Consider the following 24,020-nt stretch of genomic DNA (forward strand, 5'->3'; position numbering starts at 1 on the left):
GGGTCAGTCCTCCTGGTGGGAAAGGGTGGTGGTGCCGTCGGTGTCGCCGGTCGTCTCGGTGATCCTGGCGGCCAGGATCGGCCCGATCTGGGCGAGCGAGCCGGCTTGGGTCATCCGGTCGTGCCGGGTGGTGATCTCGTGGGATTCGATCCGGCCGGCGACGTACGGGCGCCAGATTGCGGGCCCCGCGTTGTCCTCGGCCCGGTCGATCGTGGAGTTGAACAGCAGCAGGTCTCCGCCGAACCTGCCGGGGACGAAGTCGACCGCCAGCTTGGCGTTGTTGATCATGATCTCGACGATCACCTCGATCTGTCGCTCGTTCAGGCCGGCCAGCGCGCTGCCCCGCCGGTTCAGGACCTCGGCAACCTCGGCGTAGGTGATCTCCTGGTCGCCCAGCTCGTCCGGGTCGACGTCGAGCACCCCGACGAGCACGTCGCGCACGGTGGGCACCGGCACCTCCGCGAACTGCACGTCCTTCACCGGGTAGGCGTCGAGGATCGCCAGCAGTGCGGTCCGTTCGCCGCGCGACTGCAGCTCGCAGGCGAGCGCGTGGGCGATCAGCCCGCCGGCGGACCAGCCGAGGAGCAGGTAGGGGCCCTCCGGCTGGATCTTCTGGATCTGGTCGGCGTAGTCGGCCGCCATCTCCTCGTAGGACGTCGGCAGGGGTTCGGGCCGGCCGAGGCCGCGTGCCTGGATGGCGTAGACCGGGTGCTGCGGGCCGAGGTGGTTCAGCAGTCCGCTGTACGACCAGCTGATGCCGCCGCCGGGGTGGACGCAGAACAGCGGTGTGCCGGTCCCGGTCGAACGCAGCGGCAGCACCACGTCCAACGCGTCGTCGGGATTGTCCATGACCAGGCGCTCGGTGAGACCGGCCACGGTCGGCGCCTCGAACAGCATGCGCAGGCCCAACTCCAGGCCGAGCGTCTCGCGGACGCGGGAGGCCAGGCGGGCGGCCAGCAGCGAGTGCCCGCCCAGGTCGAAGAAGTTGTCGTCGATGCTCACCTGCTCCCGGCCGAGGACCTCGGCGACGAGACCGCACAGCAGCTGCTCCTGCGGCGTCCGGGGTCCGCGTCCGGCATCCGAGGCCCCGTACTCGGGGGCGGGCAGGGCGGCCCGGTCGAGCTTGCCGTTGGCGGTCAGCGGCAGCGCGTCCAGGGTGACGAACGCCGCCGGCACCATGTAGTCGGGCAGGTCGCGGCGCAGCCGGCCGGACAGCTCGGCCGCCTCGGGCGCGCCCTCGGGGGCGGGCACCAGGTAGGCGACCAGGCGCTTGTCGCCCGGCCGGTCCTCGCGGGCGACCACGGCCGCCTGGAGGACGCCCGGGCAGCCCGCCAGGACGGCCTCGATCTCGCCGGGCTCGATCCGCAGGCCGCGCAGCTTGACCTGGTGGTCGGCGCGTCCGGCGAAGTCCAGCGCGCCGTCGGTCCGCCACGACGCGAGGTCGCCGGTGCGGTACATCCGGCTGCCGGACGGCCCGTACGGGTCGGCGGTGAAGCGCTCCGCCGTCAGGCCGGCCCGCCCGAGGTAGCCGCGGGCCACGCCCGTCCCCGCGAGGTACAGCTCGCCGACCATGCCGGTCGGCATCGGGCGCAGCCGGTCGTCGAGCACGTAGGCGCGCGTGTTCGCCATCGGCCGGCCGATCGGCACGGTCGCGGCGTGTTCGGGGAGGTCGCCCACCGGGTGCCAGGTGGCCAGGGTGGTGGCCTCGGTGGGCCCGTAGCCGTTGACCACCGCGATGCCGGGGCAGGCCGCCAGCACCCGGGCGACGGCGGCCGGGGAGACCACGTCGCCGCCGGTCCACACCTCGCGCACCCCGGCGAGCAGGCCCGGGCGCTCCTCGGCGACCAGGCGGAACAGTCCGGCCGTGAGCCACAGTCCGGTCACCCCGTTCGAGGCGATCGTGTGCTGGAGCAGGTCGAGGTCGAGCTGCTCCGGCGGGGCGACGACGACCCGGCCGCCGTTGAGCAGCGGCACCCAGAGCTCGTAGGTCGAGAGGTCGAAGGCCGTCGGGGAGTGCATCAGCACCCGCTCGTGTCCACCGCGCCGCCATTCGGGGGACAGGGCGAGGCCCGCCACGTCACGGTGGGTGACGGCCACGCCCTTCGGTCGACCGGTCGAGCCGGAGGTGTACATGATGTACGCCAACTGCCCTGGTTCACAGGGGACTTCGACGTCGGACGGATCGGCGGCCGCGGACTGCACCAGTGCGGTGAGCACCTCCCGGGTGAGCACCAGGGCGGCCCCGCTCTCCCGCAGGATCAGGTCGATCCGGGAGGAGGGGAAGCGCGAGTCCAGCGGCACGTAGGCGCCGCCGGCCTTGATGATCGCCAGGATCGCCACGACCAGCTCCGCCGAGCGGTCCAGCATGACCGCGACCGGCGTCTCCGGCCGTACGCCCTGGCGGATCAGCGCCCGCGCCAGGCGGCCGGCCCGCTGGTCGAGCTCCGCGTAGGTCAGCTCGGTGCCGCCGGCCACGACCGCGACCGCCTCCGGGGTGGCCCGCACCTGGCGGGCGAACAGCTCCGGCACCGCGGCCCGGGGCAGCTCGGCCGCGGCACCGTTGGAGCCGGCGAGCAGTCGGCGGCGTTCCTCGACGGGCATGATGTCGATCCGGCTGATCGGCCGGTCGGGGTCGGCGACGGCCGCGCGCAGCAGACGGGCCAGGCGCTCGAACAGCAGCTCCACGGTGGGCGCGTCGAACAGGTCGGTGGCGTACTCCACGGCGCCGACCAGGCCGTCGGGGGCCCCGTCCGGGCGGAACTGCTCGGCCAGGCTGAAGGTCAGGTCGACCCGCGCGGTCCCGGTCGGCGCCTCCAGGTGGCCGGTCTCCAGGCCGGGCAGGGCGAACTCGCCGAGCGGCGCGTTCTGCAGGGCCAGCATGATCTGGAACAGCGGGTGGTGGGCCAGCGACCGCGCGGGGTTGACCACCTCGACCAGGTACTCGAACGGCACGTCCTGGTGGTCGTACGCGCTGAGCGCCTTCTGCCGGACCCGGCCGAGCAGTTCGGCGAAGCCGGGGTCCCCGCCGGTGTCGGTGCGCAGCACCAGGGTGTTGACGAAGAAGCCGACGAGCTCGTCCAGCGCCTGGTCGGTACGGCCGGCGATCGGGCTGCCGACCGGGATGTCCGTGCCGGCGCCGAGCCGGGTGAGCAGGGCCGCGAGTCCGGCCTGGAGCACCATGAACATGCTGGCGCCGCGCGCGGCGGCCAGGTCCCGCAGGGCCTGGTGCAGGTCGGCGTCCAGCCGGACCGCGACCCGGTCGCCCCGCTGGGAGGCCACCGGCGGCCGCGGCCGGTCGGCGGGCAGCTGCAGCTGTTGCGGGACGCCGGCCAGCTCGTCCTTCCAGTAGGCCAGTTGCCGGGCGAACAGGCTGTCCGGGTCGGCGGCGTCCCCGAGCAGGTCGCGCTGCCAGGCGCTGTAGTCGGCGTACTGCACCGGCAGCGGGGACCACTGCGGGGCCTCGCCCCGGCAGCGGGCCGCGTAGGCCGCGGCGAGGTCACCGGAGAGCGGGCCCATCGACCAGCCGTCGGCGGCGATGTGGTGCACCACGACCAGCAGCGCGTGCCGGTCGGGGGCGAGCGCGTACAGCTCCGCCCGGACGGGCGGCTCCGCGGCCAGGTCGAAGCCGCGCCGGGCCGTCTCCGCCAGCCGTTCGGCCAGTGCGCTCTCGTCGATCTCCACCACCGGCAGTGCGGGGCGCGCCTGAGCGGCGCTCAGCACGACCTGGTACGGCACGCCGTCGATCTCGCGGAAGACCGTCCGCAGGCTCTCGTGCCGGGCGACCACGTCCGCGAGCGCGGCGTGCAGGGCCGGGCGGTCCAGTTCGCCGGTCAGGCTGAGCGCGAGCGGCATGTTGTAGGTGGCGCTCGGCCCGTCCATCCGGTGCAGGAACCACAGGCGGCGCTGGGCGAAGGAGAGCGGCACCCGGTCGGGGCGGGCCTGGGCGGTCAGTGCGGGCCGCGCAGCTCCGGAGCCCTCCAGGCCGGCGGCCAGCCCGGCCACGGTCGGGGTCTCGAACAGCGTCCGGACCTCCAGCTCCGCGCCGAGGACCGCCCGGACCCGGGAGGCCAGGCGGGTGGCCAGCAGGGAGTGCCCGCCCAGGTCGAAGAAGCTGTCGTCGACGCCGACCTGGGCCAGGCCGAGCACCTCGGCGAACAGCTCGGCGAGGAGCTGCTCCTGCGGGGTGCGCGGCGCCCGTCCGGCCGCGACCGGGCCGAGGTCCGGTGCGGGCAGCGCACGGCGGTCGAGCTTGCCATTGGCCGTCAGCGGCAGCGCCTCCAGCGCCACGAACGCCGAGGGGACCAGGTAGTCGGGCAGCCGGTCCCGCAGCCAGTCGCGGAGTTCGCCCAGGAGGGCGCCGGCGCCCCGGTTGCCGGTCGGGCGGTTGGTCAGCGAGGACAGCGACGATCCCGTGGCCCGGGCCGGCCGGTACGCCTCGACCGGGGAGCCGTGGAGCGCCCGGGGGTCGGTGAAGACGACGTCCACGGCGTCCGCCGCGGTGGCCGACCAGGTGACGGCCGTCGAGCGGCCGAACTCCGACCCGAGGGCGTGGAAGTCCTCCGGATCGGGGAGGCCGCCGTCCTCCGGGGCGTGCATCCGTTCCAGCAGCTCGGCGAGCGAGCCGTCCCCGTTCTGCACGGCCCGGGCCAGAGCGGCTTCCCGCGTCACGCGGCGGTTCGGCACCCCCGTGATCCGCAGCACTCCGCCGGACGGCCGGGCGAGCAGCTCGCGCAGTTCGGCCGGCCCGGCGACCTGCCGCCCCCACGCCAGCTCGACGGACCGCTCCGGAGCCGTCGGGGTGACCGGCGGCTTGTGCAGCGTCACGTCGTAGCGGTAGCGGGTCAGCTCGTTGTGGTGGCGGCCGCGCTTGACCTCGACGGCCGTCGTGCCGATGTCCGTACCGTGCTCCCGCAGGGCGGTGAAGAAGTCCGGGTCGACCAGGAGCTCCTTCTCCACCCGCAGGGCCTGCTCCACCGTGCGGCGCACCGCCGTGAGGTCCGCACCTTCGCCGACCCGGTGGAGCTGGACGGCGGTGGCCAGCGGACGCAGCAGTCGCAGGTTGCGGACGTCGCCGACGAAGAGCGCACCGCCGGGGGCGAGCAGCCCCATCAGCTTCCCGATCACGTCGGCGAGGTACTCGGCGGACGGGAAGTACTGCACCACCGAGTTGATCACGATGGTGTCGAACTCCCCGGCCGGGAGCCCGTCGGTGTCGTGCGCCGGGCGGGTCTGCAGCACCACGCGCCCGGCCAGGTCCTCCTGCCCGGCCACCTGGGCGGTGAGCGCCTCGATCGCGGTGGCGGAGAAGTCGGTCGCCCAGTACGTCTCGCAGTGCGGTGCGATCTGCGAGAGCAGCAGACCGGTGCCGACGCCGACCTCCAGCACCCGGCGGGGGCGCAGGGCCAGGATGCGGGCGACGGTGGCGTCCCGCCACTCCCGCATCTGCTCGACGGGGATCGGGCTCGCGTCGTAACTGCTGTTCCAGCCCACGAAGTTCTGGCCGAAGCCGGCGTCCTCGGGAGCGATGGGCAGGGCGTCGTAGATGTCCTGCCACTCGCCCACGTGGTCCGCTTCCAGGGCGCTGTCGCGGGCCTCCTCCTGGCGGGGGACGACGTAGCCGATGAGCCGGTCGTCCTGGGCGAGGACCGCGGCCCGGGCGACGGCCGGGTGCTCGGCCAGGGCCGTCTCGACCTCGCCGGGCTCGACCCGGAAGCCGCGCACCTTCACCTGGTCGTCCGCGCGGCCGACGTACTCCAGCTGCCCGTCGCCGAGCCAGCGGACCAGGTCGCCGGTGCGGTACATCCGAGCACCGGCTGGGCCGAACGGGCAGGCGACGAACCGTCCGGCCGTCAGGCGCGGCCGGTTCAGGTAACCGCGGGCCAGACCCGCGCCCGCGACGTAGAGCTCGCCGGGAACGCCGGGCGGCACCGGCCGCAGCCGGTCGTCCAGCACGTACACCCGGGCGTTGGCGATCGGCCGACCGATCGGCGGTACGCCCGCCCCCGGGGACAGCGGGTCGCTCATGGTCGCGCACACCGTCGTCTCGGTCGGACCGTACGCGTTGATCATCCGCCGGCCCGGCGCCCACCGGGCCACCAGCTCCGGCGGGCAGGCCTCCCCCGCCACGACCAGTGTCGACACCGCCACCGAGCCTTCCGGCACGGCGGCCAGGACGGACGGCGGCACGGTCGCGTGGGTGGCCGCCAGGCCCGGGTCGGTCAGCGCGGCCACCGGGTCCGCCGCCGGGGGCAGTACCAGGGCCGCGCCGCGCAGCAGCGCGGTGTAGATCTCCGACACCGAGGCGTCGAAGCTGGGCGAGGCGAACTGGAGCACCCTGCTGCCGGGTTCGATCGCGAACCGCTCGATCTGGGCGGCGACCAGGCTCGCGACACCGCCGTGGGGGACCACGACGCCCTTGGGGCGGCCGGTCGAGCCCGAGGTGTAGATCACGTAGGCCGGGTGCCGGACGTCGAGTGCGACGTCCGGGTCGGTGTCCGGCCAGTCGCCCTCGGCCACCATGGCGGCGTCGTCGACCATCAGCGCCGGGCGGGCGTCCGCCAGCATGAAGTCGATCCGCGCCTGCGGGTACACCGGATCCACCGGCAGGTACGCCGCCCCGGCCTTCAGGACGCCCAGGACCGCGACCACCGCCTCCACCGAGCGCGGCAGGGCCACCGCCACCAGCTGCTCCGGGCCCACCCCCCGGGCGATCAGCGCGTGAGCGAACCGATTCGCCCGCGCGTTCAACTCCCGGTACGTCAACTCGACGTCGCCGCGGACGAGGGCGACCGCGTTCGGCGTCGCCGCCACCTGCGCCGCGAAGGCCTGCGGCACCGGGACGGCGCCCACCTCGCGGGCGGTCGCGTTGCCCCGTTCCAGCAGCCGGTGCCGCTCGTCGGAGTCGAGGAGGTCGATCCCCCCGATCGACCGGTCCGGGTCGGCGGTGACCGCCTCCAGCAGGAGCGTCCAGCGCCGCACGAGGGCCTCGACCGTCGAACGGTCGAACAGGTCGGTGGCGTACTCCGCCGCGCCGACGATCCCGTCCGGGCTGCCGTCGGGGCCGAACCGCTCGACGAGGCTCACCCCGAGGTCGAACTTGGCGGTTCCGGTGGCCACCGCGTAGGTGGCCACCTCCAGGCCCGGCAGCGAGAACCGGCCCATCGGGGCGTTCTGCACGGCCAGGATGGTCTGGAACAGGGGGTGGTGGGACAGCGAGCGGGACGGGTTCAGTGCCTCCACCAGGTGCTCGAAGGGCACGTCCTGGTGGGCGTACGCCGACAGCGCCGTCTCCCGCACCCGCCCGAGCAGTTCGGCGAAGCTCGGATCACCGCTGGTGTCGGTGCGCAGCACCAGCGTGTTCACGAAGAACCCGACCAGGTCGTCCAACCCCTCGTCGGTACGGCCCGCGATCGGGCTCCCGATCGGGATGTCCGTCCCCGCGCCCAGCCGCGTGTACAGCGCCGCCAGCGCCGCCTGCAGCACCATGAACAGACTGGTGCCGGTGTTCCGCGCCAGCTCGGTCAGAGCGGCGTGCAGTTCGGGGCTCAGTTCCAGGCCGACGTGGTCCCCGTGCCAGCCCGCGACGGCCGGCCGCGGCCGGTCGGCGGGCAGCCGGAGCAGCTCCGGCAGGTCGGACAGCTGGCGCTTCCAGTAGCCGAGCTGCTCGGCGAACCGGCTCTGCGGGTCGGCTGCGTCGCCGAGCAGGTCGCGCTGCCAGAGCGTGTAGTCGGCGTACTGCACCGGCGGGTTCGACCGACTCGGCGCACGGCCCTCGCTCCGGGCGGCGTACGCCTCGGCCAGGTCGCGGGCCAGCGGGCCGGTCGACCAGCCGTCACCGGCGATGTGGTGCATCACCAGCAGCAGCACGTGCTCGTCCGGCGCCACCGCGAACAGCTCCGCCCGCAGCGGCGGCTCCGCCGCCAGGTCGAAGGGCCGCCGGGCGAACTCGGCGAGCCGGTGGTGCAGCTCGGCCTGCGAGACCTCGGTCAACCCGGCCCGGGGCCGGGCCTCGGCCGGGTCCAGGACCCGCTGGCACGGGACGCCGCCCACCTCCGGGAACACCGTCCGCAGGCTCTCGTGCCGGGCCACCACGTCGGCCAGCGCCTCGTCCAGCGCCGCCCGGTCGAGCGTCCCGGTCAGCTGGAGCGCCAGCGGGATGTGGTAGGTCGCGGCCGCACCGTCCATGCGGTGCAGGAACCAGAGCCGGCGCTGGGCGAAGGACAGCGGTACGGCCTCCGGCCGCTCCCGCGCGGTCAGCGCCGGGCGGGCGTTGCCAGCCTCCGTCAACGACCCGGCCAGACCCGCCACCGTGGGCTCCTGGAACAGCGCGCGCAGCCCCAGCTCCACGCCGAGCACCGAGCGCACCCTGGCGGCCAGCCGGGTGGCGAGCAGCGAGTGCCCGCCGAGGTCGAAGAAGTCGTCGTCGATCCCGACCTGCGGGCGACCCAGCACCTCGGCGAACAGCTCGCACAGGACCTGCTCCTGCGGGGTGCGCGGTGCCCGTCCCACAGCCGTGGTCACGTCCTCGGGCGCGGGCAGCGCGGCCCGGTCCAACTTCCCGTTCGGCGTCAGCGGCAGCGCCTCCAGCAGCACGAACGCCGACGGCACCAGGTAGTCCGGCAGGCGCTCACGCAGGTACGCCGCCAACTCCGCCGGACGGACGGTCGTGCCCGGACGAGCCGTGACGTAGCCGACGAGCCGGTCGTCCTGGGCCAGGACCGCGGACTGCGCGACGGCGGAGTGCCCCGCCAGGGCCGCCTCGATCTCGCCGAGTTCGACCCGGAAGCCACGGACCTTCACCTGGTCGTCGGCGCGGCCGACGTACTCCAGCTCCCCGTCGGCCCGGCGGCGCACCACGTCCCCGGTGCGGTACATCCGCTCGCCGACCGCCCCGAACGGGCAGGCGACGAACCGCCCCGCCGTCAGGCCCGGCCGGTCCAGATAGCCGCGCGCCAGCCCCGGCCCCGCGACGTACAGCTCCCCCGCCACGCCCGGCGGCACCAGGCAGAGCCGCTCGTCCAGCACGTACACCCGGAAGCCCGCGACCGGCCGGCCGATCGGCGGCACGCCCGAGCCCGCCGCCAGCGGGGCGCTCATCGTCGCGCACACCGTCGTCTCCGTCGGACCGTACGCGTTGACCATCCGGCGCCCGGGCGCCCAGCGTGCCACCAGCTCCGGCGGGCAGGCCTCACCCGCCACCACCAGGGTGGTGGCCGTGAGGTCGGCGCCGTCCAGCGCGGCCAGGGCCGAGGGCGGCAGCGTCACATGGGTGACGCCGAGCCGGTGGTCCGTCAGCGCCTCCAGCGGGGCGTCCGCCGGGGCCAGGACGAGGGCGGCACCGCTGAGCAGGGCGCTGCACAGGTCCCAGAACGACGCGTCGAAGCTGGGCGAGGCGAACTGGAGCACCCGGCTGCCGGGCGCCACGCCGAGCCGCTCGACCTGCGCCGCCGCCAGGCCCGACACGCCGCTGTGGCTCACCACCACGCCCTTGGGGCGGCCGGTCGAGCCCGAGGTGTAGATCACGTACGCCGGGTGCCGGACGTCGGGCACGACCACCGGATCGGTGTCCGGCCAGTCGCCCTCGGACACCAGCGCCGGATCGTCGACCACCAGCGCCGGACGGGCGTCCTCCAGCATGAACGCGATCCGCGCCTTCGGGTACGCCGGATCCACCGGCAGGTACGCCGCCCCGGCCTTCAACACACCCAGGACGGCCACCACCGACTCCACCGACCGCGGCAGCGCCACCGCCACCAGCTGCTCCGCACCCACACCCCGGGCGATCAGGGCATGCGCGAACCGGTTCGCCCGGGAGTCCAACTGACGGTACGTCAGCTCGACACCGCCGGAGACCAGCGCGACCGCATCCGGTGCCGCCGCCACCCGCGCCGCGAACAGCGCCGGCAGGCTCGCCGCGGCCTCCCCCTCCTCCACGGCGGGGAGCAGGTCGCCGCTCTCCTCGGCGGACAGCAGGTCGATCCCGCCGATCCGCCGGTCCGGAGCCGCGGCGACCGCGGCCAGCAACCTGGTCCAGCGGGCGACCAACGTCTCGACCGTCGTGCGGTCGAACAGGTCGGTGCTGTACTCGACCGCGCCGCCGAGCCCGGCCGGCGCGCCGCCGGGCCCGTACTCCTCCGCGAGGCCGAAGGTCAGGTCGAGCCGCGAAGTCCCGGTGGGCACTGCCACTCCGGAGACCCGGAGGCCGGGGAGTTCGAAGTCGCCGCCCGGCGCGTTCTGCACGACCAGCCCGGTCTGGAACAGCGGGTGGTACGACAGCGACCGGGACGGGTTCAGTGCCTCCACCAGGTGCTCGAACGGCACGTCCTGGTGCCCGAACGCCTCCAGCGCCGTCTCCCGCACCCGCCCCACCAGCTCGGCGAACGACGGATCACCGCCGGTGTCCGTGCGCAGCACCAGCGTGTTGACGAAGAACCCGACGAGGTCGTCCAGCGCCTCGTCCGTGCGCCCCGCGATCGGGCTCCCGATCGCGATGTCCGTCCCCGCGCCCAACCGCGTGTACAGCGCCGCCAGCGCCGCCTGCAGCACCATGAACAGCGTCGCACCCGATCGCCGCGCCAACTCCACCAGGGCGGCGTGCAGTTCGGCGTCGATCCGGATGTCCAGCAGGTCGCCGCCGTAGGTCATGGCGGCCGGGCGCGGCCGGTCGGCGGGCAGTTGCAGCTGGTCGGGCAGCCCGGCCAGCGCCTCGGTCCAGTAGCCGATCTGGCGGGCGAACACGCTGCCCGCGTCGTGCTCGTCGCCGAGGATCTCGCGCTGCCACAGGGTGTAGTCGCCGTAGGTCACCGGCAGCGGCGGCCACGCGGGTGTCCCGCCGCCCTGCCGGGTGGCGTAGGCGGTGGCGAGGTCGTGGGCCAGCGGGTCCATCGACCAGCCGTCGCCGGCGATGTGGTGCATCACCAGCAGCAGCACGTGCTCGTCCGGCGCGACCGCGAACAGCTCGGCCCGCAGCGGCACGTCCGAGGTCAGGTCGAAGCCGCGCACCGCCGCCTCGCGCAGCAGGGCCGGCAGCTCCGCCTCGCCGGCCGCGCGCGCCGTCAACGGGACGACGGCCTCGGCGGCCTCCAGCACCCGCTGGTGCGGGACTCCGCCGGTGTGCGGGAAGACCGTGCGCAGGGTCTCGTGCCGGGCCACCACGTCCACCAGCGCGGCGCCCAGGGCGGCCCGGTCGAGGCGGCCGGACAGCCGCAGGGCCAGCGGCAGGTGGTAGGTGGCACTCGGTGCGCCGAACTGCTGGAGGAACCAGAGCCGGCGCTGGGCGAACGACAGCGGCATCGGCTCACGGCGCGGCCGGGGCACCAGGGCCTGCCGCGCGGTGCCCGCGCCGTGCAGCCCGGCCGCGAGCCCGGCGGGCGTCGGCGTCCGGAACAGGCGGCGCAGCTCCAGCTCGACGCCGAGGGTCGCCCGGACCCGCGACATCAGGCGGGTGGCGAGCAGGGAGTGCCCGCCCAGGTCGAAGAAGTCGTCGTCGACCCCGACCCGCGGCACGCCCAGGACCTCGGCGAACAGCTCGCACAGGATCTGCTCCTGCGGGGTGCGCGGCGCGCGCCCGGCTCCGGCCGGGCCGAGGTCGGGGGCGGGCAGCGCCGCGCGGTCCAGCTTCCCGTTCGGCGTCAGCGGCAGTGTGTCCAGGAGCACGAAGGCCGACGGCACCAGGTGGTCCGGCAGCCGCTCGCGCAGGTACGCCGCCAGTGCCGCCGCGGTGGCCGGGTCCTGCGTCGAGGCCACCGCGTACGCGACGATCCGGGTCTCGCCCGGCCGGTCCTCGCGGGCGAGCACCGCGACCTGGGCCACGCCCGGGTGCGCGGCCAGCTCCGCCTCGATCTCGCCGGGCTCGACCCGGAAGCCGCGCACCTTCACCTGGTGGTCCACCCGGCCCGCGAACTCCAGCTCGCCGTCGGCCGACCACCTGACCAGGTCACCGGTGCGGTACATCAGCGCGCCCGCCGGGCCGTACGGGTTCGCGACGAACCGCGTGGCGGTGAGCCCGGGCCGGTTCAGGTAGCCGCGGGCCAGCCCCGCCCCGGCCAGGTACAGCTCACCCGTCACGCCGGGGGCGACCGGCCGCAGGGCCGGATCCAGCACGTACGCCCGGCAGTTGTCGATCGGACGGCCGATCGGCACCGGAAGCGGGCAGTCGGCAGGGTCGGCCGGCAGCGGGAAAGCGGTGATCACATGGGTCTCGGCAGGCCCGTAGTGGTTGTGCAGCGTCCGGCCCGGGCGGCGGGCCTGGAAGCGGCGCACCGCGCCGCCGAGCCGCATCGCCTCACCGGCCTGCGCGACCAGCCGCAGACTCGGCAGCTCCAGCCCGGCTTCCTCGGCGGCCTCGGCCAGCGCCTCGACCACCAGGTTGGGTGCGAACAGCTCGGCGACCCGGTGCCGGTCGAGCCAGTGCGCGAACAGCTCGGCGCTGCGGCGCTGCTCCTCGGTCGGCACGACCAGGGTCTTGCCGTACAGCAGCGCGGAGAGCACCTCCTGCACCGAGACGTCGAAGCTGATCGCGGTGAACTGCGCGGTGCGGGTGCCGGGTTCGCCGCCGACGGCCTCGTGGTGCCACGCCAGCAGGTTCAGCAGCCCTGCGGCGGGCATCACCACGGCCTTGGGCCGGCCGGTGGAGCCGGAGGTGTAGATGACGTAGGCCGGGTGCCGCGCGTCCACGGCGACGGCCGGGTCGTGCTCCGGCCGCTCCTCTGCCGGGGTGACGGCCGCGAGGTCGTCCAGGACGACGGCCGGCCGGGCGTCCTCCAGCATGTACGCGATGCGGGCGGCCGGGTAGTCCGGGTCGATCGGCAGGTACGCCGCGCCCGTCTTGAGCACGGCGAGGACGGCGACCACCAGCTCGGCGGAGCGCGGCAGCCGCAGGGCGACGACCTGCTCCGGCCCCACCCCACGCGCGATCAGCGCGTGCGCCAGGCGGTTGGCCCGGCGGTTCAGCTCGCGGTACGTCAGCACGGTGTCCTCGAACACCACCGCCGGGGCCTGCGGGGTCGCCCGGACCTGCGCCTCGAAGAGGGCCGGCAGGCCGTCGGCGGGAACCGGTCGGGCGGTGTCGTTGCGCGCCACCAGCAGCTCGTGCCGCTCCTCGGCGGTGAGGACGTCGATCCGGCTCAGCGGCCGGTCCGGCTCGGCGACCACCGCCGCCAGCAGGCGCAGCCACCGGGCGACCAGCGCCTCCACCGTGGTGTGCTCGAACAGGTCGGTGCTGTACTCGACCCGCCCGACGATGCCCTCGGCCGGCCCGCCGGTGCCGCCGCGCTCCAGCAGGTGGAAGCCGAGGTCGAACATCGCCGTGGGCGTGCGGACCAGGAGGATCTCGGCGCCCAGACCGCTCAGCTCGAACTCCGTGCGGGGCACGTTCTGCAGCGCGAGCAGCACCTGGAACAGCGGCTGACGGGCGAGCGACCGGGACGGGTTGAGGGCCTCGACGACGTGCTCGAACGGCAGGTCCTGGTGGGCGTACGCGCCGAGCGCGTCCTCCCGGACCCGGCCCAGCAGCTCGGCGAACGACGGGTCGCCCGAGGTGTCGGTCCGCAGCACCAGGGTGTTGACGAAGAAGCCGACGAGGTCGTCCAGCGCCTGGTCCGTCCGGCCGGCGATCAGGCTGCCGACCGGGATGTCGTCGCCCGCGCCGAGCTTGTCCAGCACCGCCGCCAGCGCGGCCTGCAGCACCATGTAGACGCTGGCCCCGTGCTCCCGGCCCAGGCGCACCAGTGCGCCGTGCAGTTCCGCGTCCAGGTCGATCGCGAGGTGGCCGCCGGCATATGAGGGTGCGGAGGGACGGTGGCGGTCGACGGGGAGCCGGATCTGCTCGGGCAGGTCCGCCAGCGTCCGTGTCCAGTAGGCCGTCTGGCGGGCGAACAGGCTGTCCTGGTCGGCCGCGTCGCCAAGCAGCTGGTGGTGCCACAGGGTGTAGTCGGCGTACTGGACGGGCAGCGGCGCCCACTGCGGTTCCTCGCCCCGGCAGCGCGCCGCGTACGCGGTGGCCAGGTCGGTCGACAACGGGCCCAGCGACCAGCCGTCACCGGCGATGTGGTGGACCACCACCAGCAGCACGTGCTCGTCCGGTGCCGTCTCGAACAACTCGGCACGCAGGGGTGGTTCGGTGGCGAGGTCGAATCCGCGCGCCGCGGCCGCCACCAGCAGCTCCGGCAGGTCCGTCCCGCCGGTCCTGGTGACCGGCAGCTGCGGCCGGACCGTCCGCGCGTCCAGCACGTCCTGGTACGGCACCCCGTCGACCTGCGGGTAGACCGTGCGCAGGCTCTCGTGCCGGTTGACGACGTCAGCCAGCGCCTCCTCCAGGGCCGCCCGGTCCAGCGGGCCGGAGAGCCGCCACGCCAGCGGCATGTTGTAGACCGAACCGGCGCCCTCCAACTGGTCCAGGAACCACAGCCGGCGCTGCGCGAAGGACAGCGGGACCCGGTCGGGCCGGTCAACGTGGCGCAGCGCGAGCCGCGCCTGGCCGGCTCGGCCGAGTCCGGCGGCCACCCCGGCCACCGTCGGCGTCTCGAACAGGCTGCGCAGTTCCAGTTCGACACCCAGGGTGGCACGCGCCCGGGCCACCAGCCGGGTCGCCAGCAGCGAGTGTCCGCCGAGCTCGAAGAAGTCGTCGTCGACCCCGACCTCGGCCACGCCCAGCACCTCGGCGAACACCTCTGCGAGGACGTGTTCCTCCAGTGTGCGCGGGGCCCTGCCGGTCCTCGGCGCGGTGTGGACGGGTGCGGGCAGCGCGCGCCGGTCCAGCTTGCCGGTGGCGGTCAGCGGCAGGCTCCCCAGGGGCACGAAGGCAGCCGGGACCATGTAGTCCGGCAGTCGCTCGCGCAGGTGAGCCCGCAGCTCGTCCGGCCGGAGTTCCGCCCCGGCGACGGCCACCGGGTAGGCGACCAGCCGCACGTCCCCTGCGCGGTCCTCCCGGACGGTCACCGCGACCTGGGCGACCTGCGGATGTTCCGCCAATGCCGCCTCGATCTCGCCGAGTTCGATCCGGAAGCCACGCACCTTCACCTGGTCGTCGGTCCGGCCGAGGAACTCCAGGTTCCGGTCGGCGCCCCAGCGCACCAGGTCGCCGGTGCGGTACATCTGCGTACCGCGCGGACCGAACGGGTCCGCCACGAACCGTGCCGCGGTGAGCGCCGGCCGGTTCAGGTAGCCGCGGGCCAGGCCCGCGCCGGCGAGGTACAGCTCACCCGCCACGCCCGCGGGCACGGGCTGCAGCGTGCTGTCGAGGACGTACAGCCGGATACCCCCGAGCGGCCGGCCGATCACCGGGCGCGGACTCGATTCCAGCGGTGCGACGACGGCGTCCACCGTGCATTCGGACGGCCCGTAGTAGTTCAGGCAGGACACGCGGTCGACGGCCCGCAGCCGCTCCCACAGCTGGTCCGGAACGGCCTCCCCGCCCATCGAGACCACCGCGGGACGGCGCCCCGGGTCGTCCAGGAGCCCCCGTCCGACGAGCACTTGCAGATAGGACGGGGTGGCGTTGACGTAGTCCAGGCCGGCGCGCTTGACGTAGTCGACGAAGGCGTCCGGGTCGGACCAGGTCGCCTCGTCCAGGACGTGCAGCTCGTGGCCCGCGTACAGGCTGGACAGCTGGTCGCAAGAGGCGTCGAAGGACACCGAGGTGGTCAGCCCGATCCGCAGCCGCTCCTTCGTCCCCCGGGGGAACAGCAGCGGACGCTGGCTGACGAACAGGTTGAGCAGGCCGCCGTGGGTCGACACCACGCCCTTGGGCCGGCCGGTGGAGCCGGAGGTGTAGATCACGTAGGCCGGGTGCCTCGGTTCGACGGCCACCAGGGGGTCCGTCGCGGGGCGGTCGGCCACCAGCGCGGCTGTCGCCGGGTCGTCGAGCACCAGCCACCCGGCCGGGCGGGCCTCCGGCAGCCGGTCCCGGGTCCGGGCATCGGTCACCACCAGGACCGGGCCGGCGTCGTCCATCATGTGCCCGATCCGCGTGGCCGGGTACTCGGGATCGACCGGGACGTAGGCCGCCCCGGTCTTGAGCACCGCGAGGATCGCCACCACCAGCTCGGCCGACCTCGGCAGGGCCACCGCCACCAGCCGCTCCGGCCCCGCGCCCCGCACGATCAGGGCGTGCGCCAACCGGTTCGCCCGCTCGTCCAACTCCTCGTACGTCAGCGAGACGTCACCGCACACCAAGGCCACCAGGTCCGGCGTCGCCCGCACCTGTGCCCGGAACAGCTCCGGCACGCTCGCGGCCGGAAGCTCCACCTCCGGTCCGGTGCCCAGTGCCGTCAGCTCATCGCGCTCCTCCGCGGAGAGAAGGCCGTACCGGCTCAGCCGCCGCTGCGGGTCGGCGACCGCGGCGCGGAGAAGTCGCTCCAGGCGCCCGAACATCGTCTCGACGGTGGCCGGGTCGTAGAGGTCGTCGGCGTACTCGACGATCCCGTCGATTCCCTCCGGGGAACCGTCCCGCGCCTGCCGCTCGGACATGGTGAAGATCAGGTCGAGTTTGGCGGTGGTCGTCGCCAGGGGCATGTCGTCGACGTGCAGCCCGGGCGGGGCGAAGTCGGCCCGGGGCGCGTTCTGCAGCGCCAGCATCACCTGGAACAACGGGTGGTGCGCCAGCGACCGCGCCGGGTTGAGGGCTTCGACCAGGTGCTCGAACGGCAGGTCCTGGTGGGCGTACCCGGCCAGCGAGGTGTCCCGGACCCGCGCCAGCAGCTCGGCGAAGGTCGGATCGCCCGAGGTGTCGGTGCGGAAGACCAGGGTGTTGACGAAGTAGCCGACCAGCTCGTCCAGTGCCTGGTCGGTCCGGCCGGCGACCGGGCTGCCGACCGGGATGTCGTCGCCCGCGCCGAGCTTGCTCAGCAGTGTCGCCAGTCCGGCCTGGAGGACCATGAACAGACTGGTGCCGTGTTCCCGGGCGAGCTCACGCAGACCGCGGTGCAGCTCCGCGTCCAGTCCGACGTGCACGAAGCCGCCCCGGTGCGAGGCGACCGCCGGGCGGGGCCGGTCGGCGGGCAGCTGGATCCGCTCCGGGAGATCGGCCAACTGCCGTGTCCAGTAGGCCGCCTGGCGGGCGAGCAGGCTGTCCGGCTCGGCGGATCCACCGAGCAGCTCGTGCTGCCAGAGGGTGTAGTCGGCGTACTGGACCTGCAGTTCCTCCCACTGCGGTTCCTCGCCGCGGCAGCGCGCGGCGTAGGCGGCGGTCAGGTCCTGCGTGAGCGGGCCCAGCGACCAGCCGTCACCCGCGATGTGGTGGAGCACCAGCTGGAGCACGTGCTCGTCCGGCGCCAGCTCGAACAGGTCGACCCGCAGCGGCGCATCGCCCGCCAGGTCGAACGGCCGGTCCTTCGCCGCCGCCATCAGGGCGGGCAGCTCGGCCTCGGTGGTCCGGCTCACGAGCAGCCGCGGGCGGGCCGCCGCGACGTCCAGCACCTGCTGGTACGGGACGCCGTCGACGGCCGGGAAGACGGTCCGCAGGCTCTCGTGCCGCCCGGCCACGTCCGCCAGGGCGGCCTCCAGGGCCCGCCGGTCCAGGGCCCGCCGGTCCAGGGCCCCGGACAGCCGCCAGGCCAGGGAGATGTGGTAGTTGGCGCCGGCGCCCTCCAGCTGGTGCAGGAACCACAGCCGCCGCTGCGCGAACGACAGCGGGATCACCTCGGGGCGCTCGCGCCGTACCAGGGCGGCCTGAGCCGGTCCGGCCGCCGCCAGGGCGGCGGCCAGGCCGGCCGGGGTCGGCGACTCGAACAGGGTCCGCAGCGGCATTTCCACGCCGAGCGTCGCGCGGATCCGGGCGGCCAGCCGGGTGGCCAGCAGCGAGTGCCCGCCCAGGTCGAAGAAGCCGTCCTCGACGCCGACCGAGGTCGCGCCGAGGACCTCGGCGAACAGCTCGCACAGGACCTGCTCCTGCGGGGTGCGCGGCGCGCGGCCGGTGCCCGCGGGGGCGAGGTCGGGAGCGGGCAGGGCCCGGCGGTCCAGCTTGCCGTTGGCGGTCAGTGGCAGCGCGTCCAGCACCACGAAGGCCGACGGCAGCATGTGCTCGGGCAGCCGCCCGGCCAGGTGCGCGCGCAGGTCGGCCGCGCGCGGTGCGGTGCCGGTGGCGGGCACCAGGTAGGCGACCAGCCGGGTGTCGTCGGCGCGGTCCTGCCGGGCCAGCACGGCGACCTGGGCGACGCCGGGGTGCGCGGCGAGGGCCGCCTCGATCTCGCCGAGCTCGATCCGGAAGCCGCGCACCTTCACCTGCTGGTCGGCCCGGCCGACGTAGCGCAGGCTGCCGTCCGCCGCCCGGCGCACCACGTCGCCGCTGCGGTACATCCGGGAGCCGGCCGGCCCGAACGGGTCGGCCACGAACCGCCCGGACGTCAGACCCGGCCGGTTCAGGTAGCCGCGCGCCAGGCCCGCGCCCGCGACGTACAGCTCGCCCGCGACGCCCGGGGCGACCGGGCACAGGCCGCCGTCGAGCACGTACGCCCGCAGGTCCGGGATCGCCGTGCCGATCTGGCCGGCCGGGGTACCGGACCGGTCGAGTGCCGCGTGGGTGACGTGCACCGTCGTCTCGGTGATGCCGTACATGTTGACCAGCCGCGGCGCGTCGTCCGGGTGCCGCTCGTACCAGCTCGCGAGGCGGGCGGGCTCCAGCGCCTCGCCGCCGAACACCACCGTGCGCAGGGCGAGTTCACGGCCGGTCCCGGGCGCCTCGGCGTCCGCCTGGATCAGCTGGTGGAAGGCGGACGGCGTCTGGTTGAGCACGGTCACCCGCTCGCGGGCGAGCAGTTCCAGGAAGCGGCCGGGCGAGCGGCTGGTCTCGTGGTCCACGACCACCAGCCGGCCGCCGTGCAGCAGCGCGCCCCACAGCTCCCACACCGAGAAGTCGAAGGCGTAGGAGTGGAAGAGCGTCCAGACGTCCTCGGCGGAGAAGCCGAACAGTTCCCGGGTGGTGTCGAACAGCCGCACCACGTTCCGGTGCGGGACCACGACGCCCTTGGGGTCGCCGGTGGAGCCGGAGGTGTGGATGACGTAGGCGGGGTGGGCGGGGTCGACCGCGACCTCCGGGTCGGTGTCCGGCTGTCCGTCCAGGTCGGCGGTGTCCAGCAGCAGCCGGTCCACGCCGTCCGCTCCGGGCAGGTCGCCGGTCCGGCCGGTCGTCACGAGCAGCGCGGGCCGGGCGTCCTGGAGCAGGTAGGAGATCCGGGCCGCGGGGTACTCCGGGTCCACCGGCACGTACGCGGCGCCGGCCTTGAGCACCGCGAGGATCGCGACCACCAGCTCGGCCGAGCGCGGCAGCGCCACCGCCACCAGCCGCTCCGGCCCCACGCCCCGGCCGATCAGGGCGTGCGCGAGCCGGTTGGCCCGGGCGTTCAACTCGCCGTACGCCAGGCTGGTTTCGCCGTCCGTGAGCGCGACCGCGGCCGGGTTCGCCCGGACCTGCCGCTCGAACAGCGCGGTGATGCTGCTCTCCGGCGCCTGCGCGCCGAGGCCTCCGCCGTCCGGGAGCAGCGCGCTCAGCTCGTCGGCGGACAGCACGTCCACCCGGCCGATCCGCCGGCCGGGGTCGGCGGCCACGGCCCGCAGCAGTCGCAGCCACCGCTCGACGATCCCGGCGGCGGTGGCCTCGTCGAACAGGTCGGTGCTGTACTCCAGGACGCCCGAGAGGCCGTCGGGCTGTTCGGCCAGGACGAAGGTCAGGTCGCACTTGGCCGTCCCGGTCTGGACCAGATCGGTCGCCACCCGCAGCCCCGGCAGCTCGAACGCGCCGAGCGGAGCGTTCTGCAGGGCGAGCATGGTCTGGAACAGCGGGTGGTGCGCCAGCGTCCGGGACGGGTTCAGTGCCTCCACCAGCTGCTCGAACGGCACGTCCTGGTGCGCGTACGCGGCGAGCGCGTCGGCGCGCACCCGGCCGAGCAGTTCGGTGAAGGACGGGTCGCCCGACAGGTCGGTGCGCAGCACCAGGGTGTTGACGAAGAAGCCGACCAGGTCGTCCAGCGCCTCGTCGGTGCGTCCGGCGATCGGCGTTCCGATCGGGACATCGGTACCGGCGCCGAGCTTGCCCAGCAGCGCGGCCAGCCCGGCCTGGAGCACCATGAACAGGCTGGCCCCGCCGTCCCGGGCGAGCGCGCGCAGGCCCTGGTGCAGCTCGGCGTCGATCCGCACCGGCAGCTGGGCGCCCCGGTAGGACATCGCCGTCGGCCGGGGCCGGTCGAACGGCAGCTCCACCTGCTCGGGCAGGTCCGCCAGCTGCGCGCGCCAGTAGGCGAGTTGGCCGTTCAGCAGGCTGTCCGGGTCCGAGCCGTCGCCGAGCAGGTCCCGCTGCCACAGGGCGTAGTCGGCGTACTGGACGGGCAGCGGCGCCCAGTCCGGTTTCGCGCCCTCGGCGCGGGCCGCGTAGGCGGTCGTCAGGTCCTGCGAGAGCGGCCCCGTCGACCAGCCGTCACCGGCGATGTGGTGCACCACCAGGAGGAGCACGTGCTCCTCCCGTCCCAGCCGGAACAGTTCGGCGTGCAGCGGCGGCTCCGCGGCGAGGTCGAATGCGCGCCGGGCCGCCTCGGCCAGCCGGTCCGGCAGGTCACGCTCGCCGACCTCGGTCATCCGCAGCCGCGGCCGGGCCGCGTCGGGGTCCAGCACCCGCTGGTACGGCACGCCGTCGACCGCCGGAAACACCGTGCGCAGGCTCTCGTGCCGCTCGACCAGGTCCGCGAGGGCGTCCGCCAGGGCCCGCTGGTCCAGCTCTCCGGACAGCCGCAGCGTCAGCGGGATGTTGTACGTGGCGCTCGGGCCCTCCATGCGGTGCAGGAACCAGAGCCGGCGCTGCGCGAAGGACAGCGGGACCGTCCCCGGCCGCTCCCGCCGTCCCAGGGCCGGCCGTGCCCGGCCGGCGGCGTCCACCGCCGCCGCCAGCTCCGCCACCGTCGGCGCGTCGAACAGGTCGCCCAGCCGCAGTTCCACGCCGAGGGTCGTCCGCGCCCGGGCGACCAGCCGGGTGGCCAGCAGCGAGTGCCCGCCGAGGTCGAAGAAGCTGTCGTCCAAGCCGGGCTCGGACACCCCGAGGACCTCGGCGAACAGCCCGACGAGCAGGTGCTCGGTCGCGGTGCGCGGGGCGCGGCCCGGCGTGGCGGGCTGTGACTCGGGCGCGGGGAGGGCCCGGCGGTCCAGCTTGCCGTTCGGCGTCAGCGGCAGTACGTCCAGGACCACGAACGCCGACGGCACCATGTACTCCGGCAGCCGCTCGCGCAGCCGGGCCCGCAGGTCGTCCGGCTGGACGACCTGCCCCGCCGCGGGAACGGCGTAGGCGACCAGCCGGGGTTCCTCCTCGTTGCGCACCGTCACGGCGGCCCGGGCGACCTGGGGGTGTTCGGCGAGCGCGGCCTCGATCTCGCCGAGCTCGACCCGGAAGCCGCGAATCTTGACCTGGTCGTCGGTCCGGCCGAGGAACTCCAGGTTCCCGTCCGGGTTCCAGCACACCAGGTCCCCGGTGCGGTACATCCGCGATCCGGACGGCCCGAACGGGTTCGCCACGAAGCGCCCGGCGGTCAAGCCCGGCCGGTTGAGGTAGCCGCGGGCCAGTCCCGCGCCCGCGATGTACAACTCACCCGGCACGCCGGTCGGCAGTGGCCGCAGGGCGCCGTCGAGCACGTGCAGCCGGGCGTTGGTGACGGGTCGGCCGATGACCGGGCGCGGGCTCGAACCCACCGGCGCGACCACCGAGTTGACCGTGCACTCGGACGGCCCGTAGAGGTTGAGTCCGCGAACCCCTCCGGCCTCCCGCAGGTCCGCCCAGAGCTGCTCGGGGACGGCCTCGCCGCCCGCCGCGACCAGCGTCGGCCGCCACTGCGGATCGCTCAACAGCCCGTGCGCGACCAGGACCCGGAGGTAGGACGGGGTGGCCTCGATGTAGTCGAGCCCGCAGCGCGCGGCGTAGCCGACGAAGGCGTCCGGGTCGGTCCAGGTCGCGTGGTCCAGGACGTGCAGCTCGTGGCCCCCGAACAGGGCGAGCAGCTGGTTCAGGGAGGCGTCGAAGGACACCGACGTGGTCAGCGCGACCCGCAGCCGCTGCCGTCCGTCGAGCACCGGCCGGAACATGGCCTGCCGGTGCTCGGTGAGCAGGTTCAGCAGGCCGCCGTACGTCGGCAGCACGCCCTTGGGCCGCCCGGTGGAGCCGGAGGTGTGGATGACGTAGGCCGGGTGTGCCGGATCGACGGCCACCCTCGGGTCCGTATCCGGCAGCGCGTCCAGGTCGGCGGTGTCAAGCACCAGCCGGTCGACGGGGCCCGCCTCGGGCAGCCGCTCGCCGCTGCGGGCGTCGGTCACCAGCAGCGTCGGCCGCGCGTCGTCGAGCAGGTACCCGATCCGGGCGGCCGGGTACTCCGGGTCGACCGGGACGTACGCCGCGCCGGTCTTCAGCACCGCGAGGATCGCCACCACCAGCTCGGCCGAGCGCGGCAGCGCCACCGCCACCAGCCGCTCCGGTCCGGCGCCGCGGGCGATCAGGGCGTGCGCCAGCCGGTTCGCGCGCGCGTCCAGCTCCGCGTACGTCAGCGAGACGTCCCCGCAGACCAGCGCGACGAGGTCCGGGGTCGCCCGCACGTGCTCCCGGAACAGCTCCGGCAGGCTCGCGGCCGGGACCTCCGCCGCCGGCCCGCTGCCGACGGCCGCCAGCTCGCCGCGTTCCTCGGCCGTGAGCAGCTCGATCCGGCCCACCAGGTCGTCCGGGTCGCGGTCCGCGAGGGTGTCGAGCAGCAGGAGCAGCCGCTGCTGGTGCGCGGCGAGGTCGTCGTCGCCGTACGCCTGCGGTGCTCCGTGGAGCCTGAGCAGCGGGGGGTTGCCGTCCCGGTAGTCGAACACCCAGACCGCCAGGTCGGTGGTCGAGCCCGACACGAAGTGGTGCACGGAGGCGGGGTGCCCGGCGAAGCTCGGCCTGGAGTTGAAGGCCATGATGTTGACGATCAGCGGGAACGCCGTCCCGATGCCGCCGGGCGCACCGAGGTCGCGCAGCAGGTCCTCACTGCGGTAGCGCTCGTGCGCGACGGCCGCCTCGACCTCCCGTGCCGTCTGGGCGACGAGCTCGCGCCACGACATGTCCGGCCGCACCGTCATCCGCAGCGGCACCACGTTGGACATCGTGCCGGGCACGGCCATCAGGTCGCGGTCGGCGCCCCGGCGGGCGGTGACGGGCAGGGCGAGCACCACGTCCTGGGCACCGGTCAGCCGGTGGGCGTAGAGCGCCGTCGCCGCGATCAGCAGCCGGGACCACCGGACGCCGACCCGGCCGGCCGCCGCCCGCAGGGCGTCCGGGCGCCGCAGTTCCCGTTCCTCGGCCAGCCGGAGGGCGAGGTTGGGGTCGGTCGGGGAGGCGCCGGTGAGCCGGGTGGGGGCGGGCCGGTCCGCGAACCGCTCCGTCCAGTAGGCGCGGTCGGCGGCGAAGTCCGCGGACGAGCGGTAGGCGGCGTCGCTGTCGACCAGGTCCCGCAGCGAACCGAACGGGCACGGCGGCACGGCGCCGCCCCCGGCCAGCGCCGAGTACACCTCGCCGACCCGCTGCCGGACCAGTGAGCTGCTCAGCGCGTCCAGCACCACGTGGTGGTAGTTCAGGTACCAGAGGTACTCGGTCGGTGACAGCCGGATCAGCGCGTGCCCGAACAGCGGGTCGCGGGAGAGGTCCAGCGGGCGCAGCAGGTCGCGTTCCATCCACTCCCGGGCCGCCGCACGGGAGTCGGGCTCCCCGCTGAGGTCGAGGTGCGCCGGCGCCCAGTCCCAACTCTCCCGGAGGACCTGGCGCGGGCCCTCGCCGTCGTCGAGGAAGCTCACGTGCAGGGCGTCGACCTCGTGGACCACCCGGCGCACCGCGGTCTCGAACAGCTCCCGGTCCACCGGCCCGTGGATCTCCAGGCACTCACCGACGCGGTAGCCCGGGATCGGGTTCCGGGACCGCTGTTCGGCGAGCCAGATCTCGCGCTGGGCGGCTGTCAGGGGAAGGGTGTCGCCATCGCGACGGGACATGGGGGTACCTCCGAAAGTGTGGGCAGGCGTGGTCGCAGGGCGCGCCG

At 74.7% G+C, this 24,020-nt stretch carries 1 protein-coding gene; it reads right to left on the reverse strand.

The window, feature by feature from the left end:
• Window positions 1–3 precede the first annotated feature (3 nt).
• The gene (locus tag AB0O19_RS35495) at window positions 4–23,973 is read right to left on the reverse strand and encodes a non-ribosomal peptide synthase/polyketide synthase (protein WP_363625550.1); all 23,970 of its coding nucleotides are present in this window, start codon (window positions 23,971–23,973) and stop codon (window positions 4–6) included.
• Window positions 23,974–24,020 lie beyond the last annotated feature (47 nt).

The sequence above is a fragment of the Kitasatospora sp. NPDC091276 genome (genome assembly GCF_040684355.1).
In the GTDB taxonomy this organism is placed as follows: Bacteria; Actinomycetota; Actinomycetes; order Streptomycetales; family Streptomycetaceae; genus Kitasatospora.

Excerpts from the sequence above, each read along its gene's own strand:
- AB0O19_RS35495 (WP_363625550.1), bottom strand. The coding sequence starts at position 23,973 with ATGTCCCGTCGCGATGGCGACACCCTTCCCCTGACAGCCGCCCAGCGC.